Source organism: Acinetobacter sp. RG5, from assembly GCF_031844265.1.
In the GTDB taxonomy this organism is placed as follows: domain Bacteria; phylum Pseudomonadota; class Gammaproteobacteria; order Pseudomonadales; family Moraxellaceae; genus Acinetobacter.
Genome location: NZ_JAUZUV010000002.1, coordinates 166,415 through 186,591, shown reverse-complemented (window position 1 = coordinate 186,591; position 20,177 = coordinate 166,415). Strand labels below are relative to the sequence as shown.

19 protein-coding genes and 1 pseudogene are annotated in these 20,177 nt (G+C 44.5%); 10 read left to right on the top strand and 10 right to left on the bottom strand.

What is annotated here, in order from left to right:
- A pseudogene (locus Q9R21_RS03580) lies at nt 1-893 on the top strand (LysR substrate-binding domain-containing protein).
- A gap of 133 nt (nt 894-1,026) precedes the next feature.
- Nucleotides 1,027-1,641 carry a glutathione S-transferase family protein gene (locus tag Q9R21_RS03575; RefSeq protein WP_253099981.1) on the top strand — a complete coding sequence of 205 codons (615 nt, stop codon included), beginning with the start codon at nt 1,027-1,029 and terminating at the stop codon, nt 1,639-1,641.
- 81 nt (nt 1,642-1,722) lie between these two features.
- Here Q9R21_RS03575 and Q9R21_RS03570 read toward each other — a convergent pair whose 3' ends face one another.
- Both Q9R21_RS03570 and Q9R21_RS03565 read right to left on the bottom strand, forming a co-directional pair.
- Entirely contained in the window at nt 1,723-3,327 is a 1,605-nt protein-coding gene (locus tag Q9R21_RS03570; protein ID WP_311203745.1) for a bifunctional 3-(3-hydroxy-phenyl)propionate/3-hydroxycinnamic acid hydroxylase, read from the bottom strand.
- A 353-nt stretch (nt 3,328-3,680) separates the two neighbouring features.
- A complete protein-coding gene (locus Q9R21_RS03565) occupies nt 3,681-3,914 on the bottom strand; it encodes a hypothetical protein (RefSeq protein ID WP_219308707.1) in 234 nt (77 codons plus the stop codon).
- Nucleotides 3,915-4,305: 391 nt separating this feature from the next.
- Between Q9R21_RS03565 and Q9R21_RS03560 the strand changes: the two genes are divergently transcribed.
- The 5 genes from Q9R21_RS03560 (at nt 4,306) to Q9R21_RS03540 (ending at nt 9,131) form a co-directional block, all read left to right on the top strand.
- On the top strand, nt 4,306-5,313 hold the full coding sequence (locus Q9R21_RS03560) for a GTP-binding protein (RefSeq protein WP_311203744.1): 1,008 nt from the start codon (nt 4,306-4,308) through the stop codon (nt 5,311-5,313).
- 101 nt (nt 5,314-5,414) lie between these two features.
- On the top strand, nt 5,415-5,945 hold the full coding sequence (locus Q9R21_RS03555) for a YaeQ family protein (RefSeq protein WP_026055736.1): 531 nt from the start codon (nt 5,415-5,417) through the stop codon (nt 5,943-5,945).
- Nucleotides 5,946-6,030: 85 nt separating this feature from the next.
- On the top strand, nt 6,031-6,654 hold the full coding sequence (locus Q9R21_RS03550; RefSeq protein WP_311203743.1) for an MgtC/SapB family protein: 624 nt from the start codon (nt 6,031-6,033) through the stop codon (nt 6,652-6,654).
- Between the two features lie 85 nt (nt 6,655-6,739).
- Nucleotides 6,740-7,078: an FKBP-type peptidyl-prolyl cis-trans isomerase gene (locus tag Q9R21_RS03545; RefSeq protein ID WP_004280661.1), complete on the top strand. Its 339-nt coding sequence runs from the start codon at nt 6,740-6,742 to the stop codon at nt 7,076-7,078.
- 241 nt (nt 7,079-7,319) lie between these two features.
- Nucleotides 7,320-9,131 (top strand): diguanylate cyclase, encoded by a 1,812-nt coding sequence (locus Q9R21_RS03540; protein WP_311203742.1) that lies wholly within the window; start codon nt 7,320-7,322, stop codon nt 9,129-9,131.
- Here Q9R21_RS03540 and Q9R21_RS03535 read toward each other — a convergent pair.
- A complete protein-coding gene (locus tag Q9R21_RS03535; RefSeq protein ID WP_311203741.1) occupies nt 9,128-9,595 on the bottom strand; it encodes a GNAT family N-acetyltransferase in 468 nt (155 codons plus the stop codon). The genes Q9R21_RS03540 and Q9R21_RS03535 overlap by 4 nt on opposite strands.
- A 371-nt stretch (nt 9,596-9,966) precedes the next feature.
- Between Q9R21_RS03535 and Q9R21_RS03530 the strand changes: the two genes are divergently transcribed.
- The 3 genes from Q9R21_RS03530 to Q9R21_RS03520 all read left to right on the top strand — a co-directional run bounded on the left by Q9R21_RS03530 (nt 9,967) and on the right by Q9R21_RS03520 (nt 11,634).
- Nucleotides 9,967-10,452 (top strand): hypothetical protein, encoded by a 486-nt coding sequence (locus Q9R21_RS03530; RefSeq protein ID WP_311203740.1) that lies wholly within the window; start codon nt 9,967-9,969, stop codon nt 10,450-10,452.
- Between the two features lie 259 nt (nt 10,453-10,711).
- Nucleotides 10,712-10,987 carry a hypothetical protein gene (locus tag Q9R21_RS03525; protein WP_195725699.1) on the top strand — a complete coding sequence of 92 codons (276 nt, stop codon included), beginning with the start codon at nt 10,712-10,714 and terminating at the stop codon, nt 10,985-10,987.
- A 149-nt stretch (nt 10,988-11,136) separates the two neighbouring features.
- The gene (locus Q9R21_RS03520) at nt 11,137-11,634 is read left to right on the top strand and encodes a DUF2505 family protein (RefSeq protein ID WP_311203739.1); all 498 of its coding nucleotides are present in this window, start codon (nt 11,137-11,139) and stop codon (nt 11,632-11,634) included.
- A gap of 121 nt (nt 11,635-11,755) precedes the next feature.
- Here the strand turns inward: Q9R21_RS03520 and Q9R21_RS03515 are convergent, their stop codons facing one another.
- The 7 genes from Q9R21_RS03515 to Q9R21_RS03485 form a co-directional block, all read right to left on the bottom strand.
- On the bottom strand, nt 11,756-12,430 hold the full coding sequence (locus Q9R21_RS03515) for a DUF1345 domain-containing protein (RefSeq protein ID WP_311203738.1): 675 nt from the start codon (nt 12,428-12,430) through the stop codon (nt 11,756-11,758).
- Nucleotides 12,431-12,628: 198 nt separating this feature from the next.
- A complete protein-coding gene (locus Q9R21_RS03510) occupies nt 12,629-13,078 on the bottom strand; it encodes a YbjQ family protein (RefSeq protein ID WP_004731922.1) in 450 nt (149 codons plus the stop codon).
- Nucleotides 13,079-13,081: 3 nt separating this feature from the next.
- The gene (locus Q9R21_RS03505) at nt 13,082-13,438 is read right to left on the bottom strand and encodes a YbjQ family protein (protein WP_005104015.1); all 357 of its coding nucleotides are present in this window, start codon (nt 13,436-13,438) and stop codon (nt 13,082-13,084) included.
- 108 nt (nt 13,439-13,546) lie between these two features.
- The gene (gene adeK, locus Q9R21_RS03500; protein WP_004280647.1) at nt 13,547-15,013 is read right to left on the bottom strand and encodes a multidrug efflux RND transporter AdeIJK outer membrane channel subunit AdeK; all 1,467 of its coding nucleotides are present in this window, start codon (nt 15,011-15,013) and stop codon (nt 13,547-13,549) included.
- On the bottom strand, nt 15,013-18,189 hold the full coding sequence (locus tag Q9R21_RS03495) for an efflux RND transporter permease subunit (protein WP_311203737.1): 3,177 nt from the start codon (nt 18,187-18,189) through the stop codon (nt 15,013-15,015). The genes adeK and Q9R21_RS03495 overlap by 1 nt, the downstream gene beginning before the upstream one ends.
- 12 nt (nt 18,190-18,201) lie before the next feature.
- The gene (locus Q9R21_RS03490) at nt 18,202-19,470 is read right to left on the bottom strand and encodes an efflux RND transporter periplasmic adaptor subunit (protein WP_004814853.1); all 1,269 of its coding nucleotides are present in this window, start codon (nt 19,468-19,470) and stop codon (nt 18,202-18,204) included.
- Between the two features lie 36 nt (nt 19,471-19,506).
- Nucleotides 19,507-20,109: a phosphatase PAP2 family protein gene (locus tag Q9R21_RS03485; protein WP_219308715.1), complete on the bottom strand. Its 603-nt coding sequence runs from the start codon at nt 20,107-20,109 to the stop codon at nt 19,507-19,509.
- Between the last annotated feature and the right edge of the window lie 68 nt (nt 20,110-20,177).

Below are 20,177 nucleotides of genomic sequence, written 5' to 3'. Positions count from 1 at the left end.
ATGGAATTAAGACATTTACGTTATTTCGTTACAGTGGCGCAGGAACTGAACTTTACCCGTGCCGCGGAAAAATTAAATACAGTACAGCCATCACTGAGCCAACAAATCAAGGATTTGGAACGTGAGGTTGGCGTACAGTTGCTGGAGCGGAATAACCGTAAGGTCGGGCTCACTGAAGCTGGACAGGCGTTTTTAAAAGAAGCTTTGCTGAGTCTTGAGCATGCAGAGCGCGCCATTCAGTCTGCCAGACAGATTGCGAATGCACAGCAGGATCAGCTGAATATCGGATTCGTGCCGGTCGCGGAAATGAAAGTCTTTCCTTATATCATGCCGAATATCCGCGCGCATTTTCCTGAACTGAAAGCACAGTTTCATAGTCTGACCGATGCAGAGCAGTTTAGTGCCTGAAGAAATGGATAGATCGACATTGCCTTTACCCGTTATCCGGGGCAGTTAAGTGAGTTTGATTCGATCCGCATTTTTGATGAGCCTTTAACCTTGATTGTGCCCAAAGATTCCCCGGCTGCGGCCTTGCCCTATGTCAGTATCAAGAGTTTTGAAAGTCAGGACTTTGTAATTAGTGATGAGCAGTCCTCACCGCAACTGCATAAGCTGATTCAGGATTTTTTTAAACAGTCTAAATTAAAAGTGAATGTGGTGCAGTATTCCACCAATATCCTGCTCAATGTCAATCTGGTAGGGATGGGGTGGGCTGGAGTCTGGTGCCGACCTATGTGATTCCATTGCTCGGCGATAATATTGTGGTGAAAAAGACGCTGGAACCGTTGCCGATGATTGGGCTCTATGCCAATTATCGCAAGGATCAAAAACATGTGGTGATTGATCTGATTTTAAAAGTATTAAAAGAAAAGTTTTGTGTGGATCTTTTCTAATATCTGCATCGTTGATCAGCCCATCGAAAAAGCAGTGCGACAGAAATGATCTGTAGCACATCCTTTTAAATCGGAACTGCAAATCGCTTTATACTGAACCTCTAACAATAAAAAAACCGGTTGAAGCAGGATGATGAAGCTCTATAACAATCCGCAATCACGTGGCCTGACCTTGTTGCCTTTGCTGAAAGAATTACAAATTGAAGATCAGATTGAGCAGGTGGAGATTGCCTATGAGGATATGCATCAGCAGGCATATACACAGATGAATCCGATGGGAAAAGTTCCCTGTCTGGTAGATCAGGAGATCGTCATTTCAGAAATGGCCGCCATTTTTATCTATCTGGCAGATAAGTATTCTGACAAAGGATTGGCACCTGCTTTGGATGATCCGAAGCGTGGGGCGTATTTGAAATGGATGTTTTTCTGTCATGGACCCTTTACCGAATATATCGATATAAAAAATTTACAGGTGTCGCCAGAAAATATTGAAAAGAACCGGAGAAGTTTAAGTTTTGGGAATGAAGCAGCCGTATTTGATTTTATGAAACAGGGCATCGAGCAGGCCAATCCTTATCTGTTGGGTGAAAAAGTCTCGGCTGCGGACCTATATGTGGCTTACTGTTTGATCTTCACGATCTCTGCGAAAATTTTACCGCCATTTGATGAGTTCAGGCCCTTCCTGCAGCAGATGGCCTCTCGTGATTCCCTGAAAGATATCCCCTGGTTTCAGGAATACCGAGTCTAATTCCTCGGTCTATATATTGTCCGAGATATCTAAAAACAATAAAAAAACCACGCCGAAGCGTGGTGAAAAGTGACCCTAATATTATTTCAGGTAAAGCTTTTTAAACAGTTGCTGGCTGGTGCTTTCCATCGATTGAGGAATGGCCAGGGCAGCTACGAAACGGTCAGGACGCAAGATCACAACTGAATCAGACGTGTTGCCAAACCACGAGCGGATATCTGTGCCGATATCACCAATGGTGATGACATCTTCATACTGTTTACGCTGGCTATTTTGCAATTGCACCGCAGGAATTACCTGAATGAATTTCACGCCGAGCGTTTTCCACTGTTGCAACGTATCTGGGCTCAGACCCCATTTCGGATCGACACCCCAGGCAATAATCGCAAAATCATTGCCGATCACTTCATCCAGTAATACGGTTTCACCCGAAGCCAGCTGAACCTGAGGCTGGATAAGCATTTTGCCGACTGGAGAGTTCTTGGCTCCCTTGCTCAAAAGTGCGCCGTCATGATATTTCGGCATTGGTTTGAAGCGCATTTCCAGCAGATACTGCTTGATCGGCTTGATATAGTTCAGGGCATAGGCAATGCTGTCACGAACAAATCCTTGCCATTTTTTCGGTGGTGCCAGTACGTGACCTGCCATCACCGACAGGTCAATCATCGCCTTGGCATGGTCTTTACGTTCGATCTGATAAGAATCTAAAAGTGCTGGGCCAGCTTTGCCTTGAACAACCAGCGCCATTTTCCAAGCCAGATTAAAGGCATCACGCATACCGCTGTTATAACCCTGACCTTGCCATACCGGCATAATGTGCGCTGCATCACCGGCAAGTAAAATACGGTCGACACGGAACTTGTCGGCAATACGAGCATTATGGGTATAGACACGCTGACGGATCACTTCGATACCATCTGTGCTTGGTAAAACCTTAGAAAGAAGTTTGGCAATATTTTCCGGTTTGCTCAGTTCTTCCTGCGTTTCACCCGGCATAACCATAAATTCAAACCGGCGAATACCATGTGGCAATGCGGCTGATACATAAGGACGAACCGGATCACAACATAAGTAAATATGTGGTGTAGCAAGCGGATCATTCTCAAGGTCAATCACGATCCATTGATTCGGTGCGGTTTCACCTTCAAAGGCAATGCCCAGGTTGCGGCGCACATAAGAATTACCGCCATCACAGGCAATCAGATATTGAGCGCGGATGGTTTCTGCATCGCCCTCTTTATTTTGCAGATTGAGTGTTACGCCGTCAGCATCTTGACTAAACTGGGTCAATTGACGAGAAAACAGCACTTGGGTGTTTTTATATTGCTTTAAGCCTTGCAGTAGGACGTTATCGACTTGTGGCTGAATAAAGGCATTACGGCGCGAGAAACCAAACTCACGTGTTAAAGGCTGAATATCTGCAAAACAGCGACCTTTAGGCGTCAAGAAGCGCATCGCATGATTCGGAGTGGTATGCGGTAAGACTTGATCGACTAAACCCAAAGATTGAATGGTACGTAAGGATTCATCATCGATTCCAATCGCACGTGGGTAATCAATCAAACTATCCAGTTGCTCGACAATCGTGACAGCTACGCCTTGCTTGCTCAGATAGTTGGCAATGGTTAAGCCTACAGGGCCGGCGCCAAGGATTGCCACTTCAGTAGTGTAATTAGTATTGCTCATAGCGAATGTCCACTCAATCGACTTGCATTTGATGCTATTAAGGGACAGTTAGAAGCCAGAAACAAGTTAGGCAATAGTAGCTTAAGTATATGGATAATATTGGATTGAAATAGGTGGTTTTTAAATAAATAATTGATTTTAATTATAAAAATAATAAAAATTTGATAGCCTGTATTAATTCTATGATCAGTTTTGACTATGGTGATAAATAGATTTTATGCAATAAAAATGCTGAACCAGCATCAAGCATGATTCAGCATCGAATAATATCGGGGGCAGTATAGGACAAAGCCTACTGGAGAATTACTGTCCCTGATATTTTCATTGAAGGATTAAACGAGTCGTTCAATTACTTAACGTGCAGCAGGTTTTGCAGGGGGCGTGCTTTCTATAGCAGCTTCAGAGGCAGCAGGCTGCTCTGCAGATGCACCTGCAACAGGAGCATTCGATTCAGGTAATTCCTGGGTAGTCACAATCACTTTTTCTTCTGCAGTGGTGGTTTTCGCATCTGTGGTTTTGCTGTCAGCAAAACTGGTAGCTGCAGCAGCAGTAAGCGTAGTGGCAAGTAAGATTTGTGCATATTTCATTTTTGGCATCCTTTTATTCATGTCGTGTAATCTGCCGAGCTGACCATCACATCAATTCGACAGATGCCCATCCTAAGCACTGAAATTTTACTGAGCAAATCAATTAACAAAAGCGACACGCAGGGAATAACCCAGCAGATACAAAACTGAGAAAGTTGTTTTATTTCTGTTAATTATGCGGAGTTTTATTTAATGAAAGTGTGTGTGAATATTTCAAGAATCCAATTTGAAATAAAAGTTAACATAGAAAATTGGTAATTTGGGATCATTCTATTAATTTTTATCTCTGTGATTTTCACGCCGTGTTTGCGAAGAACACGCATTTTAAAGTCATACTGTGCTTTATAATGCAGAGCATTGCTATTTCTATTCAATTTCTTGAGAGCCGATTTTGAAAATTCTGTCAGCGTCGCAGGTTATTCCTGTCCATATCATTTCTGGATTTTTGGGTGCAGGTAAAACCACACTACTCAAACATTTACTACAGCAAAAACCGGAACAGGAAATCTGGGCGGTGCTGATGAATGAATTTGGCCAGATTGGGGTAGACCAGCAGTTATTGCCGCAAGATCAGGGTTATGCGGTCAAAGAGCTGTTGGGTGGTTGTCTATGTTGCAGTAGCCAGTTACCGATGCAGATCGCCTTGTCACGCCTGCTGTCAGAGGTGAAACCGGATCGTCTGTTTATCGAACCTACTGGGCTGGGACACCCGAGACAATTACTGGAACAGTTGACCGAACCGCACTGGCAAAGTCATTTAAACATGCAGGCTTTAGTCACTGTGGTAGATGGTTCGCGTTTGCATGACCGGGACTGGACTCAGCAAAACCTGTATGCGGACCAACTCAAGGCAGCGCATATTGTAGTGATTTCACATACTGACTTGATGACAGCCGCCGATCACGCAGCGCTCACGCAGCTTCAGGCAGAATATCAACCTTATGCGCAACAGTGGCTGTTCACCGAGCATGGACAGCTCGATATCGAACAGATCAAGCAGGACTATCGGGGTTCTGCCCGTCAGATTCAGCCTTTGTTAAAACAGCAACAGACCCCCCGTTCAGCGGATACGCCCGTAGTGATTCAGCAGATGCCTTATCATTATGTAGAAAGCGCGCAGGGTTACCAGGTCGCTGGCTGGAAATTGCCAAAACGCTGGCAATTTAATTTTTATGATCTGCTGGATCTGCTCTGTGAACAAAAAGACTGGCTCAGAATAAAGGGAATTTTTCATACCGACCAAGGCTGGAAAAGCTTTAATTTTAATCCTGAGCAGTTTAATTATCAGTCGGCAGATGAAGGCATTGATAACCGGGTAGAAGTGATTTATCAACAGTCACGCGATTGGCTGGCATTTGAAACTGCCTTGATGCAATGTCGTATGGATCCAGAAAAATAACGGCACTATTTCTAGTACGCTGAATGAATTATTGGCCTAAATCTGTTCAGCAAAATAGCGCTAAATCTTATATGCTAGGCGCCAAATTTGAGGATTATGTGATGGCGTTAAAAGCGACGATTTATAAGGTTGATTTGAATATTGCGGATATGGATACGCATCGTTATGAGGATTATCAGTTAACGATGGCGCTGCATCCTTCAGAAACCATTGAACGCTTGATGGTGCGTATTCTGGCCTATGCGCGCTATGCCGATGAAGCACTGGAATTTACCAAGGATCTGTTCGAAACAGATGAGCCAGCGCTATGGGAAAAGGATCTGACCGGGCAACTGGTCAAATGGATTGAAGTAGGCAGCCCGGACGAAGATAAAGTCAAAAAGGCCAGTGCGCGTTGCAAGCAGGTCGCAGTCGTCACCTATGGTTCTGCGGTGGATGAATGGTATAAGCGCAGCAGCAAATTAAAAATCTTAAAAAATGTGGAAGTGTGGAAGTTATCTACCGCAACCACCGACGCATTGCCACAGTTATGCGAACGCACCATGCAGTTACAGCTCAATGTGATGGATGGTGAATGGACCTTGATTGGCGATCAGGGCCAGGTGCTGGTGGAGTGGGAACAGTTACAATAAGGCCAAATAAGGATGCAAGTCTGGACTTGTATCCTGTAGCTCAAATTGCGTATATCTGAGGAATAAGAATACGCAGGGCTGCACCATGTACCATGAACTTTATGATTTACTGCTGGCTGTCGCGATCGGCGCAATTATTGGTGCAGAGCGTGAGTATCACAGTAAATCTGCCGGACTGCGTACCATGATTATGGTCAGTCTGAGTTCCTGTTTATTTACCATTATCTCCCTGAAAATAGGCGTGGCCAATCCTGACCGGCTGGCCGCCAATGTCTTGACTGGACTGGGTTTTCTAGGTGCTGGTGTTATCCTGAAAGATGATAACCGTATTTCCGGGATTACCACCGCGACCACCATCTGGATGATAGCTGCACTCGGCATGGCGGTCGGTGCAGGCTATGAACTCTTAAGTATTTGGGCTACTTTTATTGTCATGGTGGTGCTGGTTCTATTGATGTATGTCCAGCGCGGCATTGAATCTCTGAATCAGGAACGCAGCTATGAAATCGTCTGCCCATTCGATCAGAATGATTCTGATCACTACGAAATGTTATTTAAACGTTATCAGTTAAAAGTGGTGCATTCCTCACAAAAAAAAATTGATCAACAGATTGTCGGACGCTGGATCCTGATGGGATCGGCCAAGAATCATCAAGAATTAACCCAGTATTTACTCAATGATAAGAATATTCAGGAACTCAGCTTTTAACCCATCAATGGCCCAGACTTAAAAATATAGAGCATTCCAGTTTATACTGAGCTTTGAATTTTATGCTCCTCTCAGGTAAATAACCATGATCAACGAACTTGAAATTATTGATTTAAAAGTAGGCGAAGGTAAAGAAGCGGTAAAAGGTGCCTTAATTACCACGCACTATACTGGCTGGCTGGAAGATGGAACCAAGTTCGATTCTTCAATTGACCGCGGTAATTATTTTGAAACTGTTATTGGTACCGGTCGTGTGATCAAAGGTTGGGATCAGGGTATTCTGGGAATGAAAGTTGGCGGTAAGCGTAAACTGATGGTGCCTGCACATTTGGCCTATGGCGAACGTAAAATGGGTAAAGTCATTCCAGCCAATTCCAACCTGATTTTTGAAATTGAACTGTTTGATGTAAAAACACGTGATTAAAATCATTTAACTTGCTGAATATAAGTTATATTTTTTATTCAAAGATATACGCTGGTTCCGGTGCAGTCGCTTCAAAATAAGCTGTGCCGGAGAAGCTACAAAAAACATCTAAAAAGATTTGAAATCAAAAATATTCCTTGTAGATTATAAGAATAATAAAGAATTATTTTGAGATATAACGTATTTGCATAACTTGATAAGGAATGTCTGTTTTTTCGTATTTGTCTGTGCCTTGAGCTGGATGACTTGCATCATAAGTTCAGCAATCGCTCAGGATGAACTCCCTTCGCCGTCATTTCAGCAGCAATCTCACGACCATATTACTGAAGTTCATTTTACCGAACATAGCACTAGTGCCTTGCAGGGAAAATGGCTGTTTTATCCGAGTCAGTTTATTGTTCAGCCCAGCCCCGTACTCCAGTCAAAAACAGTTGAATTGCCAGCCTCTTTTAAAACTCTAGCGGGTTCAAACTCTGGCTACGGTACCTTTATTGGTTATTTTAAAATTCCGAAAGAATTTCTCGGGCGACGCATCGCGATTCGGATTCCAACCCAATACGGCGCCTATCGGGTATATGTCAATGGACAGTTTATTGTCCGTCTCGGGGAAATCAGTACCACACCTGACAAACAGGTGACTGAGAAAGCACCGCGTATTGGCTATTTTGTTCCAGATACTGAATATATTACCTTAAGCATTCAGGCCTCAAATTATACCCACTTGCATGGCGGTCTCGAGCGACCGATGCAGATTGGCGTTGCAGGTACCATCAATCGCCAATTCCAGCAGCTCATGATGAGTATTGCCATGGTGTGCGGCGCGGTACTTGGGGTGGGGGTGTTTACCATTCTATTTTCGGTATTCAGGGGATCACGAGAACGTAACAGTAAAAGTATCTTTGTTTTTGGCTGGTTTATTGTCTTTTTGGCCCTGCATAACCTGTTTTCTGCACCTTATGCCTATTCGGTATTTACCAATATCAACTGGCTGTGGGGAACCCGCTTAGAGTATCTGTTTACTTTTATTGCTGCCTTCTTTTTTCTCAGTTATATGCATCTGTTTAACCGGCGCTATTTAAATCCGGTGATTTATTATATCGCGGTGGTATTACTGGTCTTTAACATTATTTTTACCCTATTTTCACCTCCTGAGATATTTGAACGTCTGGCCCTATTTAGTGCGATTTTTGCCTTGGTCATCATCGGTAATTTTATTTACGGCTTTTATCAGACCTTACGTTATAAAGAGCATTATTCGCGTTTAAATCTGATTGCGATTATTTTCCTTTGTGTCACCTTTTTGAATGATTATCTGTTGCTGATCAATGTAATTAAAACCACGCATCTGTTCTTTATCTCAACCAGTATCTATGCCTTACTAATTATGTTTCAGCAGTCCAGACATTATGCACATCAAACTTATGAGACTGAACAGCTAAACCTGAACCTGATCGCGCTCAACGATTCACTCGATCAAAAAGTCAAAGAACGCACTCAGCAGCTGCGTGAAGTGAATGCCAAACTGGAACAGCAAATGAATATTGATGCGCTAACCGGAGCTTTTAACCGGCGTGCCTTAAATCATGAAATCCAGCAGCAATTTTTACAGACCCGGCAACAGCCGCAACATACCTTAATTTTTGCCATGCTCGATGTCGATTTTTTTAAAAACTATAATGACTACTATGGCCACTTAAAAGGCGATGAAATCCTGAAAAATCTGGTCAGGATTATTCAAGGCACTTTGCCACCGTCTGGCTATCTGGCACGTTATGGTGGTGAAGAGTTTGCGATTCTGCTCACTGGAATGCCGGTTCAAACTGCCCTTAAAAATCTGGAAAATGTGTTAAACCAGATTCGGGAACAGCGTATGCAACATCTGAATCGGCCAGATGAAAAAGATTATGTTACGGTTAGTATGGGCGCGGCCTGGGTTGAACAAAAACATGGCTATGCAGATATTCATGAATTGATGAAAGCGGCAGATGTGCAGCTCTACGCCGCTAAACAGGCCGGACGTGATCAGTTAAAAATTCAAAAAGAGGTCGATTAAAAAACATATTTATACAGATAGCGCGATTCATCTTCTGACTCGGCAGAATGTGGATGAAAGCCGCAGTGCTGATAATAACTTAAGGCAGTTTGGGTAGATTGTATTTCAATCTGATGAATTTTTTTCTTTAATAAAGTGCGATGCATTTGATGAAATAACTGGGTGCCAAAACCCAGTCTTTGGCAGTGTTGGGCCACATAATGCATCCGGATTTCTCCAGCATCACTGACCAATAAGAACCCGACGACCTTGTCATAGATGAGATAAACCCAGCAATCGTTATACAGCATATCGACAATCAGGCTGGCATGATCAAACTTTTCTAGCCAGGTTTGAATTTTGCTTTCTTCACGCTGATGATCCAGTACGCAAGATTGAATGCTGTCATGAATGACCTGAATAATTTGAGGTATATCTTCGACCCTCCCTTCACGAATCATAATATTATTCATTTTCTCGAACATTTATAGGGAAGGTTTATTTGATAAAAAAGAAGAGGGTAAAAAACAGAACAATATTGTAGTTTTTTGAGCATCTTTGCTGTGATTTATCAATGTGAAGATTGGTTCTGTTGCTGATTTGTCCTGTTTGTTTATCTTAAGTTCTTAAATCTCATTACAGAGTTAAAAATAAAAAATCAAAGTAAATCAATTTTTAAATAAATCGAAGTTCGAATCTGGGCACAAATGAGCAAGCAGAGAAGATAAATAGTAAAAATAAGCCTCAAGTTTGCACTGTATAAAAAATAGACGTATGCTGAGTCAAAAGGGACTATTCAAATGAATCTTGATCCTATAACCATAAAAATAAAATTAGTCACATGAGATCATCAACCATGCTGAAATTACTGCTGTTGTTATGTGTTTTATTCATGTTGAATGCTGCCTGGATCGTCGGCAGAAAGATCTATAAAGCTCAGCGCCATCTGGTGTGTCAGCGTCCAGAAAAACCGGCACAGATTTCTAGCATGACAGAGCAAGAGGTCATCGAGCAAGAGCAGCAAGTACATCTGGTGGATGCTTATGAACTGGAACTGTTTGATGATGTGGCACAGCTATTCTTTCAACGGCAGGTGCATATTGATAATCGAGCACAGGCCGAACAGTTACAGCAAGAACTATTACAAAAAATGCCGATGCACAGTTGCACCCAGATTCGTCAGATGGACTTAGGCGAATGGTCTATTTTCTGGAATTTTTATGATCAGTCACTGGAATATTATGTCGGTCGCTATGGCGTATTCTATGCACATGTCGACCGTTTTGGAGAAGAGCACCGGCAGGAAATCCGCAGGGAACTTTTGCATTCTGACTGTGCTTAGAACACAACTTTCAGTCATTCTGTACGATTGAAGATCTCAGACTACGTACTTAAGCCATTGCAATTCAGAAAAGGTATCTCATGCCTTAGCTCAGATTTTTTCTGCCACTTGGCGGAAATAGCCCATATAATTTATCTCCTTTAAGCCATAATCTTGTGCTAGAAAAACCTCAAGACTCGTGAGTCCTATTCTTGAAATAGTCATTTAAAATGTACGAAGTCTGGCGAGCAATGATCCGGACTAAAAAGGCAGGAGCGCTATGATCATTGATTTTCATCAAGCACAATTACAGAAGTTTATTGCACTGGCGATGAAGATCGAAGCTGAGCCTGAACTGTATTTGCAGTTTGATTCGGTCTCGGATTTTTATAAGGTTGACTGGTTGCAGGATTTTCCGGTTGGTACAGAATACTATATTTCCGGTCTAGATGATGGTGCCGATGAGTTTCATGCCGTGATTTATTATGGCGAAGCGCAGCTACAGATCAGCTGTGGACAGGCACAGCTTTCAGTAAAACTATGTTGCAAACATTGACCGGGCTGCCGGAATTTCCCGATAGAAGAATAATGACATCCGCTATAAAGTTGATATAAATTGCAGAGTCATCTCTGTATCTGATTTTTATTCGCATCAGCCGAGAGTGGCATAGGCGAATATCGTAATAAAAATAAGGAAAAAATAGCATGGCACATCAGTTCACCGTGAAAGCAATTATCAATGGCGTGTCTATTGATGAATTTAAGCGTTTGGCCAATGATATTCGTTTGCATGAGGCAGTTTGCCATCGAATTCCTGCGCAAAACTTGGAAATCCTGGTTTCGAAAAAGCAGGGGCATATGTATACCCTGAAACGCGCTTATAATCTGGATGTTAATATTCCGGATATCGCAAAAAAATTACTCAAAGATGCATTCCGTTTGCAGCGTACCGATGTCAGCGATCTGAATGAAATGACTTCGACGGTACAACTCGGTGCGAACTTGCCGATCGAGGCCATCTGTCAGCGTGCAGTCACGGGAGATGAAGACCAGATCCAGTTTCAGTTAAACTGGACAGTCAAAGTTAAAGTACCTTTGCTGGGTGGCATGCTAGAAAAGCATGCTGAAGGTGAGATTCGTAAATTTAGTGAAATTGAACTCAGCATCGTCGAAGATGAATTGCGTAAAGGTCTCACCGCTTGAAGCAATCAAAGAGTGTGATTGACCTAATTTAAAAACTGGTCAGGTAGACGCCGGGTAGTGGTAGTTGATTGGGTGGTAGATCGCCATTTTCAGGGTGACTGCCACTATCCAAAAAACTTTTTTAAGTACAGATAAAGTTTGCCGTCACGTTAATACTGATGGCCAGAATGGTGGTATTGAATCCGTAGGCCAAAAGCAAATGTAGGGTATTGAGAACCCGCATGGATTGACAGGTAATGGATACATCTGCAGTTTGCGCAGAAGTCCCGATAATATAACTAAAATATAGAAAGTCTGGATAAGTCGGTCTGATGGTATTGGGAAAATCCAGTCCACCTTGTTGCTGTCTGTCGAGCGCCAGATAAAAGTCATGTGCATAATGAATTGCAAAAATCGTATGCATCAAGAACCAGGCTGAAATAATGGTCAGAACTGACAAGATTAAATGACCGGTTCGGATGGTAGTATCTTTGGGTAAATGATTAATTTCAATAATAATCGCAATAAAACACATGATCAGGGTGATGATCACCAAAAACAGAATAATCCATTTGCTGGCATCTTGTTGCATTGCACGTTGCAGAATATGAGCATGATCAATACGCCAGAGTTTTTTTATGGTCAATAATAAATAAGCGTAAATCGCGATATTCCAGCTGATCAATAGGCAGCTTGACCAGCTCAAAGGGGTAAGGGTCTGTAAAATCAGATAAAATCCAATGATGGCTGGGAAAATAATAAAGAAATACAGACGGGATTGAAGTGCCGTTTTTATAGACTGAAGAAACTGCATCATGTCATTTATATTTATTTTGCTGACTTCTCAAGATCCTAGCACAGAACCGTTTGCAATAAAGAAGATTGCAACGGTCTGAGTTATTTCCTCTACGACATTTCATCCTAAAGGTGTCGAACTGATTCGAGTTGAGTCATTTGACTGCGCGGATCGCGTAGCAGGCGTGATTATCTCAATAGATTTTTTCTGAACTGATGTTTAAACGGATTGAGCGGGTTGTTGGATTGCAGTGCCATAAGCAAAGACTTCCACCATGCCACCTTGCATACCGAGTTCAGTCGTGCTGAGCCGAATGCCCATAATCTGAGTCGCACCAATTTTTTCGGCTTCCAGTTTTAAACGTACAATCGCTTCACGTCGTGCGCGTTCTACTACACTTTCATAGCTGGTCAGACGGCCACCCAGCATATTCTGCACATTGGCAATCGCATATTTAAAATAATCATGGGAAATGACCACATTGCTGCTGATCATCTGTCCGGAATATTCAGACACAACGAAGCGGCTATTGTTCACCCGGATATAGGCCAGACGTTGTTCCTGTTCATCCAGATAACGAAAATGTTTACCTTCGTTATAACGTCCAAAACCGAAACCAACACTAAACAGAATGGCAAAAATGATGATCTGGAGAATTAAACCATCCATGCTTTAATCTGCCTGCGGAAAAGGGTCGGGCAATTTCGGCATGATCGGATCAACGACTACGGCTGTCCCATAAACAAAGAGTTCAGAAGCACCTTGGGCGATATTAGAGGTCGAGAAACGAATGCCGACAATCGCATTGGCACCCATACTACGGGCTTTTTCAATCATGCGGTTCATGGCTTCCTGACGGGATTCTTCCAGCAGTTCGGTATAGGCGGTAAGCTCACCACCGACAATATTTTTCAGGCCGGCCAGTAAGTCACGTCCGACATGTTTGCTGCGTACGGTACTGCCATACACCACATCAATTTGCTGGCGAATGGTATGACCCGGTACAGATTCCAGATTGCTAAGTAACATGTGCATGTTTTCTAAATAAATTGCTGGTCTATGACAATAGGAAAACTGCCTTGAAAATGCAATAAAAAAAAGCCCACCGAAGTGAGCTTTTCTTGATCTGTCTAGAATTTATTGCGCTGGCTGTTCTGCCGCACGGCGCTGTTCAGACACAGACGGGGTATTCGGCAAGGTATCCGTCGTGTTGACTTTCAAGCCGCCCCCCAGGGTTTTGTAGACTTCAACCTGATTGTTCAGATTGGCCTGTTCAAGCAATAACAAACCTTGTTCTGCTGCATAAGACGCACGCTGTGCATCCAGTACCGTCAGATAGCTGTCAATCCCGGCGCGGAAACGTGCCTGAGACAAGCGATAGGTGGTGTTGGTTGCTTCGACCAGACGGCGCTGAGCTGCCAGACGATCACCAATATTCTGACGTACTGCCAAGGCATCATTCACTTCACGGAAAGCAGTCTGAATCGACTTTTCGTAATCTGACAAGGCAATTTGCTGATCGGTTTCAGAAATACGGATATTGGCCTGACGGGTACCCCAATCAAAAATTGGAATATCCAGACTTGGACCAAATGACCAGGCAAAACTACCTGATTTAAACAGGTCGCCTAAATCAGTAGAGGCATAACCTGCTGAACCAGTCAGACTAATCGTCGGGAACAGACGTGCACGTGCTGCGGCAATATTGGCACCCGCCGCAGACAGACGATACTCTGCTGCACGGACATCTGGACGGTTAATTAATAGATCACTTGGCAAGCCTGAACCCAATGCAGTATTTGAAGTGATGCGGGTTACGCGTTGTGCTGGTAATAAATTCGCAGGCACTTGCTGACCGACCAGCAGGTTTAACAGGTTTTGTGCCTGTGCTACCTGAGTGCGGTAATTCGCAACATCATTACGTGCTGTTTCAACCGAGATTTGCGCCTGACGCACTGGAAGCTCGCTGTCGATCCCGACATCAAAACGTTTCTTGTTCAGATTGAAAGATTCAAGCTGAGCTTTTAGTGTTTGTTCAGCCAAAGCCAGATTGGCATTGGCAAACGAATAGCTGAGCCAAGCCTGAGACACCTGACCAATCAAGGCAATTTGCGTCGCATCTCGCGCACTTTGGGTCGCCAGGAAACTATCCAGTGCATTGTCACGCAAGCTGCGGACACGTCCCCAAAAATCTAGTTCATACGCAGTTACACCCAGTCCGACATTATAAGTCGTCACTGCACCACGATTCTGGGAATTCATGGTGTCCTGGCGCAATACGCTACCACTGGCACCAATCGTCGGTAACTGGTTGTTTTCAGTAATCTGATACTGTTGCTGAGCTCGTTGAATATTGAGGGCAGCAATACGCAAATCACGGTTATTGTTTAATGCCAGATCCAGCACCTGTAACAGGCGCTGATCGGCAAAAAAGTTTTTATAACCCTGTTCTGCTACAGAAGTACCAGACGCATTGGTATAGCTGCTCGGGATATCTGCCTGCGCAACCGGCTCTGGACTGCGCATGCTTTGACAGGCCGTCAAAGCAAGCGCAAGGGCAGATACCGCAATGCTACGACCTGTAATAGACCATACATTTTGCATTACGACTTATACTCCTGATTTTGTTGTTTTGGTTTGTATTTAAAGACACTTCGAATCCACACGTAGAATACCGGGATAAAGAAGATACCTAACAAGGTCGAGCTGATCACGCCGCCGAGTACACCATAACCGACTGAATGCTGGCTACCTGCACCTGCACCTGAAGCCAGAGCAAGCGGTAATACACCAAAACCAAAGGCCAACGTGGTCATGATAATTGGACGTAAACGCATTTTTGCCGCATGCAAGGTTGCTTCAAATAACTCTTCACCTTGTTCCTGCAATTCTTTCGCAAACTCGACAATCAAGATCGCATTTTTCGCAGAAAGACCAATCACGGCAATAATCGCCACCTGGAAGTAAATGTTATTCGACAGGTTCGGATTTTGCAGTAATACCATTCCACCAAAGGTGAGTAATAATGCACCGACAATACCCAATGGGACCACCAGTAGAACCGAGAATGGAATCGACCAGCTTTCATATAGGGCTGCCAGACACAGGAAGACGATCAGCAGTGACAAGGCATACAGGAACGGCGCCTGTGCACCAGATTCACGCTCTTCTAAAGACAGACCTGTCCATTCGAAGTCGAAACCTTGCAAGCCCATTTCTGGTAACTTCGCTACAATTTCTTCCATGGCCACCATTGCATCACCCGAGCTGATACCCGGAGCAGGTGTACCCTGAATGTTCATGGACGATACGCCGTTATAACGCTCAAGACGTGGAGAACCGTAGGTCCATTCGCCTGTGGCAAACGCCGAGAATGGCACCATTTCACCGCGATTATTACGCACATACCATTGGTCCAGATCTTCCGGCATCATACGCGAGCCAGCTTCACCCTGAACATAGACTTTCTTGACACGACCGCGATCAATGAAGTCATTGATATACGAACCGCCCCAAGCAATACCCATGGTACTGTTAATTTCAGCAACACTCACGCCCAATGCACCGGCTTGTGCATGATCGACAATGACACGGTACTGTGGATTATCTTCCTGACCATTCGGACGTACACCAGCCAGACGCGAGTCTTGTGCTGCTAGACCGAGAATCGTATTACGTGCTGCCAGGAGCTGGTCATGACTTTGACCACTTGCAGCTTTGAGCTGTAAGTTAAAGCCAGCCGACACACCCAGTTCAGGCATTGCAGGTAATTGCAGTGGCATGATGTAAGACGCATCTTTGACAATCATGTTCAGCGCCATACCACGTTGAATAATGGCACCGACTTGAGCTTCCGGACTGTTACGCTCTGACCAGTCTTTCAGTTTAATAAATGCCAGACCTGCGTTTTGTCCCACACCCGTGAAGGAGAAACCTGCCACACTAAACACGGACTCGACATGCTCTTTCTCGTTTTCCAAGAAATAGTTGGTCATGGTGCTGACCACTTTGTCGGTACGTTCCAAGGTTGCATTTGGCGGTAACTGAACCAGCGTCATGACCACGCCCTGGTCTTCATCCGGTAAGAACGAAGAAGGCAGTTTCTGGAATAACAGCACAATAATACCCAGTACCACGGCATACACCACGCCTGAGAAAATCTTGCTATGAGTCATACGGTTGACGCCGCCCTGATATTTCACAGAAACCTTGTCAAAACTGCTATTAAACCAGCGGAAGAAACGCGCAAATATACCATTACTTTGCGGCTTGTTCGGATCATGCTGTTTCAGCAGGGTCGCACATAGGGCAGGGGTAAAGGTTAATGCCACTATCAGCGACAAGACCATTGCTGTGACCAGCGTAATCGAGAACTGACGATAAATAACCCCGGTGGTTCCACCGAAGAAAGCCATTGGAACGAATACTGCCGATAGCACCGAGGTAATACCAATCAGTGCACCAGAAATCTGTTTCATCGACTTTTCAGTTGCAGAAACCGGATCCAGATGCTCTTCCACCATGACCCGTTCGACGTTCTCGACCACAACAATCGCGTCATCGACCAGAAGACCAATCGCCAGTACCATGGCAAACATGGTTAGGGTATTAATCGAGAAGCCGAAGACATTAATCACGGCAAAGGTACCCAATACCACGACTGGAACTGCCATGGTTGGAATAATGGTAGCACGCCAGTTCTGCAGGAACAGGAACATGACCAGGAACACCAGAATAATTGCTTCGATTAGCGTTTTAACTACACTCTTGATTGACAGTTCAATAAATGGCGTGGTGTCAAAAGCCAGTTGGTCGACCATGCCTTGCGGATAGTTCGGACGTAACTGCTCTAAGCGTTCTTCTACTGCTTGGGCTGTATCAAGCGCATTAGCACCAGTGGCAAGTTTAATTGCCACACCACCAGCTGGTTTACCGTTAAACTTCGAATCAAACTGATAATTATCTGCACCAAGTTCAACCCGTGCAACATCACCCAGACGGACTTGCGCGCCCGAAGTGGTGTTTTTCAGGAAGATATTGCTGAACTGTTCTGGAGTTTGCAGCAGGCTTTGTGCAGTGACAGTCGCATTCAGGACTTGTCCTTCAACAGCGGGTGCACCACCGAGTTGACCCACAGCGACCTGAGCATTCTGGGTACGGATGGCAGTCGCAATATCACTTGGCGTGACTTGCAGGCTCGCCATTTTGGCTGGATCAAGCCAGATTCGCATAGCATAAGAACCACCAAAGACCTGAACTTCACCCACCCCAGCCACACGGCTTAAAGGTTCAGAAATGTTCGAATTTACATAGTCTTTGATATCATCGGCGGTCATGCTGCCATCAGGTGAATAGAAAGCCAATACCTGCAGGAAGCTGGCGCCTGATTTGGTAACACGCACACCCTGACGCTGTACATCTTCAGGCAGCAGGGCAGTCGCAGACTGTAATTTGTTCTGGACCTGAACCTGTGCGATATCAGGATCGACACCTTGTTCAAAGTTCAAGGAAATAGACGAAGAACCGTTACCCGCACTGTTAGATGAGATATAACGCAGTCCATCCAGACCATTCATTTGCTGCTCGATGATCTGGGTTACAGTATTTTCGACCGTTTCAGCAGATGCACCTGGATAAGTCGCAGAAATCGTGACTGTAGGCGGTGCAATGGTTGGATACTGGGCAATCGGCATTTTGGTCAGGGTCAAAATACCCGCCAGCATAATCACCAATGCAATCACCCAGGCAAAGATAGGACGATGAATAAAGAATTGAGCCATAAACCTTACTCCTTATGCTTTAGCAGCAGGTTTTTGTTCAGATTGTTCTTTTGCATCATCCGCTTTTTGCGCTGCACCTGGTTGTTGGGCAGCAGGTTGTGCAGCACCCTGTGGTGCAGCAGCTTGAGGCTGGTAAGGTTTAGCCACGACCTGTTGTTCCGGTTTTACTTTCGCAATACCATCTACAATCACTTTATCGCCTGGATTCAGACCTTCAGTCACAATCCAGTTGCTGCCTTGAGAACCAACGGTAGTCACTGGACGTGGCGTCACTTTATTGTCAGCACCGACCAGCATCGCCATTGCCTGACCTGTTGGGGTACGAGTCAAAGCTGCTTGCGGAATCAGGAAAGCATTCGGTACTTCACCCTGTACGATTTGCGCAGTGGCAAACATACCTGGAAGAAGCAGATGATTTTTGTTCGGGAATACCGCACGTAAAGTCACGGTACCTGTTTCCGGGTTCACGCTAGCATCAGAGAATGCAAGACGGCCTTCAACCGGGTAGATACTGCCATCTTCAAGCTTTAACTTGACTTTGGTATTGTTAGAGCTGTTCAAGCTGCCTTGATTAAGCTGTTGACGTAAACGTAAAAGCTCGGCACTTGACTGGTTGATATCTACATAGATGGGATCTAGACGCTGAATCGTTACCAATGGCTCTGGCTGATTCGCTGTTACCAAAGCACCCGCCGTCACAGACGAACGGTTGGTCTGGCCTGAAATCGGCGCGCGTACAGTCGAATAGCCCAAGTTGATTTCTGCATTACGCAAAGTTGCGCGATTGGCATTCAAATCAGCTTCAGCCAGTTTGACCTGTGCCGCGATGTCATCATATTCCTGTTTGGAAATGGCATTGGTACCGACCAGTTGACGGTAACGGCCTTCCTTCACACGCAATACGCCCAGATTGGCTTCAGCACGGGCAATCGCTGCACGGGCATTGTCTACTGTAGTGCGGTTGGTGCTTGAATCGATTTCATATAAGGCCTGACCTTCACGCACATAGCTGCCTTCCGTGAACAAGCGTTTAAGCACCACGCCACTGGCTTGTGGACGTACGTCTGAAATTTCAAATGCTGTTGTACGACCTGAGAGCTCTACAGACTGCTCTACACTTTGCGGTTGTGCAACAAGAACACCGACTTCAGTCGGTGGCATTTGTTGTTGAGCACCAGCTTGCTGGCCCTCTTTAGGATCTTTGCTACAACCAACAAGTGCAAGACTTGTTGCCATTGCGCAAGCAGTCAGGGCAGGTGCCCAAAGCTTTGCAGACATCATTATTCCACCTCTAATTAGATTTATATCTAAATTTTCTTATTTGTGAGCCGCGCAATATCTGATCCAGACCATATACCACAACGAAATCCAAATAAAACTGATACTCCAGCCGGATATGACATCTGAAGGAAAATGTACACCCAGATAAACTCTTGAGATCCCCATCATCAACATCCATACCACTGCACCAATCACAGTGAGGGTATAACGGGAATGTTGCCGATGGATGTAAATTGCCAGACACGCCAGACAGGCCGCATATAGACTATGGGCACTTGGAAAGGAACTTCCAAAGCTTTCAACCAGATGCAAGGATTCTGGTGGTCGGGGTCGGGCAATTGCAAATTTCAACAGCCAAGCTAGGAGAATTCCTCCGATAATTCCGATACATATAAAAATTGCGTTTGTATACTTTTTATACCACAGCAATGCAATACACCATAGCGTGGATAAAAATAATACAAATGGCATGCCACCTATTAAGGATAAGGACTGAGTAATTTGATTCCAAAACTCGGTGCGATACAGACTCATCCATTCCACAGCTTGCAAGTCGAGCTCGTTTAAAGCGGGAATATTCAGGATGAACACACTGAAAATTAAAAATAAAATACCGACAAAAAGTAACAAGTAATGCATGCCAAAAATCCTTGTTCTTTTAACCGTTCGCAGATCGGTCAATTGTCTGACCAAAGTGTACTTGTCAG

Excerpts from the sequence above, each read along its gene's own strand:
- Q9R21_RS03575 (WP_253099981.1), top strand. The coding sequence starts at position 1,027 with ATGAAGCTCTATAACAATCCGCAATCACGTGGCCTGACCTTGTTGCCT.
- Q9R21_RS03570 (WP_311203745.1), bottom strand. The coding sequence starts at position 3,327 with ATGAGCAATACTAATTACACTACTGAAGTGGCAATCCTTGGCGCCGGC.
- Q9R21_RS03565 (WP_219308707.1), bottom strand. The coding sequence starts at position 3,914 with ATGAAATATGCACAAATCTTACTTGCCACTACGCTTACTGCTGCTGCA.
- Q9R21_RS03555 (WP_026055736.1), top strand. The coding sequence starts at position 5,415 with ATGGCGTTAAAAGCGACGATTTATAAGGTTGATTTGAATATTGCGGAT.
- Q9R21_RS03550 (WP_311203743.1), top strand. The coding sequence starts at position 6,031 with ATGTACCATGAACTTTATGATTTACTGCTGGCTGTCGCGATCGGCGCA.
- Q9R21_RS03545 (WP_004280661.1), top strand. The coding sequence starts at position 6,740 with ATGATCAACGAACTTGAAATTATTGATTTAAAAGTAGGCGAAGGTAAA.
- Q9R21_RS03540 (WP_311203742.1), top strand. The coding sequence starts at position 7,320 with ATGACTTGCATCATAAGTTCAGCAATCGCTCAGGATGAACTCCCTTCG.
- Q9R21_RS03535 (WP_311203741.1), bottom strand. The coding sequence starts at position 9,595 with ATGTTCGAGAAAATGAATAATATTATGATTCGTGAAGGGAGGGTCGAA.
- Q9R21_RS03530 (WP_311203740.1), top strand. The coding sequence starts at position 9,967 with ATGCTGAAATTACTGCTGTTGTTATGTGTTTTATTCATGTTGAATGCT.
- Q9R21_RS03525 (WP_195725699.1), top strand. The coding sequence starts at position 10,712 with ATGATCATTGATTTTCATCAAGCACAATTACAGAAGTTTATTGCACTG.
- Q9R21_RS03520 (WP_311203739.1), top strand. The coding sequence starts at position 11,137 with ATGGCACATCAGTTCACCGTGAAAGCAATTATCAATGGCGTGTCTATT.
- Q9R21_RS03515 (WP_311203738.1), bottom strand. The coding sequence starts at position 12,430 with ATGATGCAGTTTCTTCAGTCTATAAAAACGGCACTTCAATCCCGTCTG.
- Q9R21_RS03510 (WP_004731922.1), bottom strand. The coding sequence starts at position 13,078 with ATGGATGGTTTAATTCTCCAGATCATCATTTTTGCCATTCTGTTTAGT.
- Q9R21_RS03505 (WP_005104015.1), bottom strand. The coding sequence starts at position 13,438 with ATGTTACTTAGCAATCTGGAATCTGTACCGGGTCATACCATTCGCCAG.
- adeK (WP_004280647.1), bottom strand. The coding sequence starts at position 15,013 with ATGCAAAATGTATGGTCTATTACAGGTCGTAGCATTGCGGTATCTGCC.
- Q9R21_RS03495 (WP_311203737.1), bottom strand. The coding sequence starts at position 18,189 with ATGGCTCAATTCTTTATTCATCGTCCTATCTTTGCCTGGGTGATTGCA.
- Q9R21_RS03490 (WP_004814853.1), bottom strand. The coding sequence starts at position 19,470 with ATGATGTCTGCAAAGCTTTGGGCACCTGCCCTGACTGCTTGCGCAATG.
- Q9R21_RS03485 (WP_219308715.1), bottom strand. The coding sequence starts at position 20,109 with ATGCATTACTTGTTACTTTTTGTCGGTATTTTATTTTTAATTTTCAGT.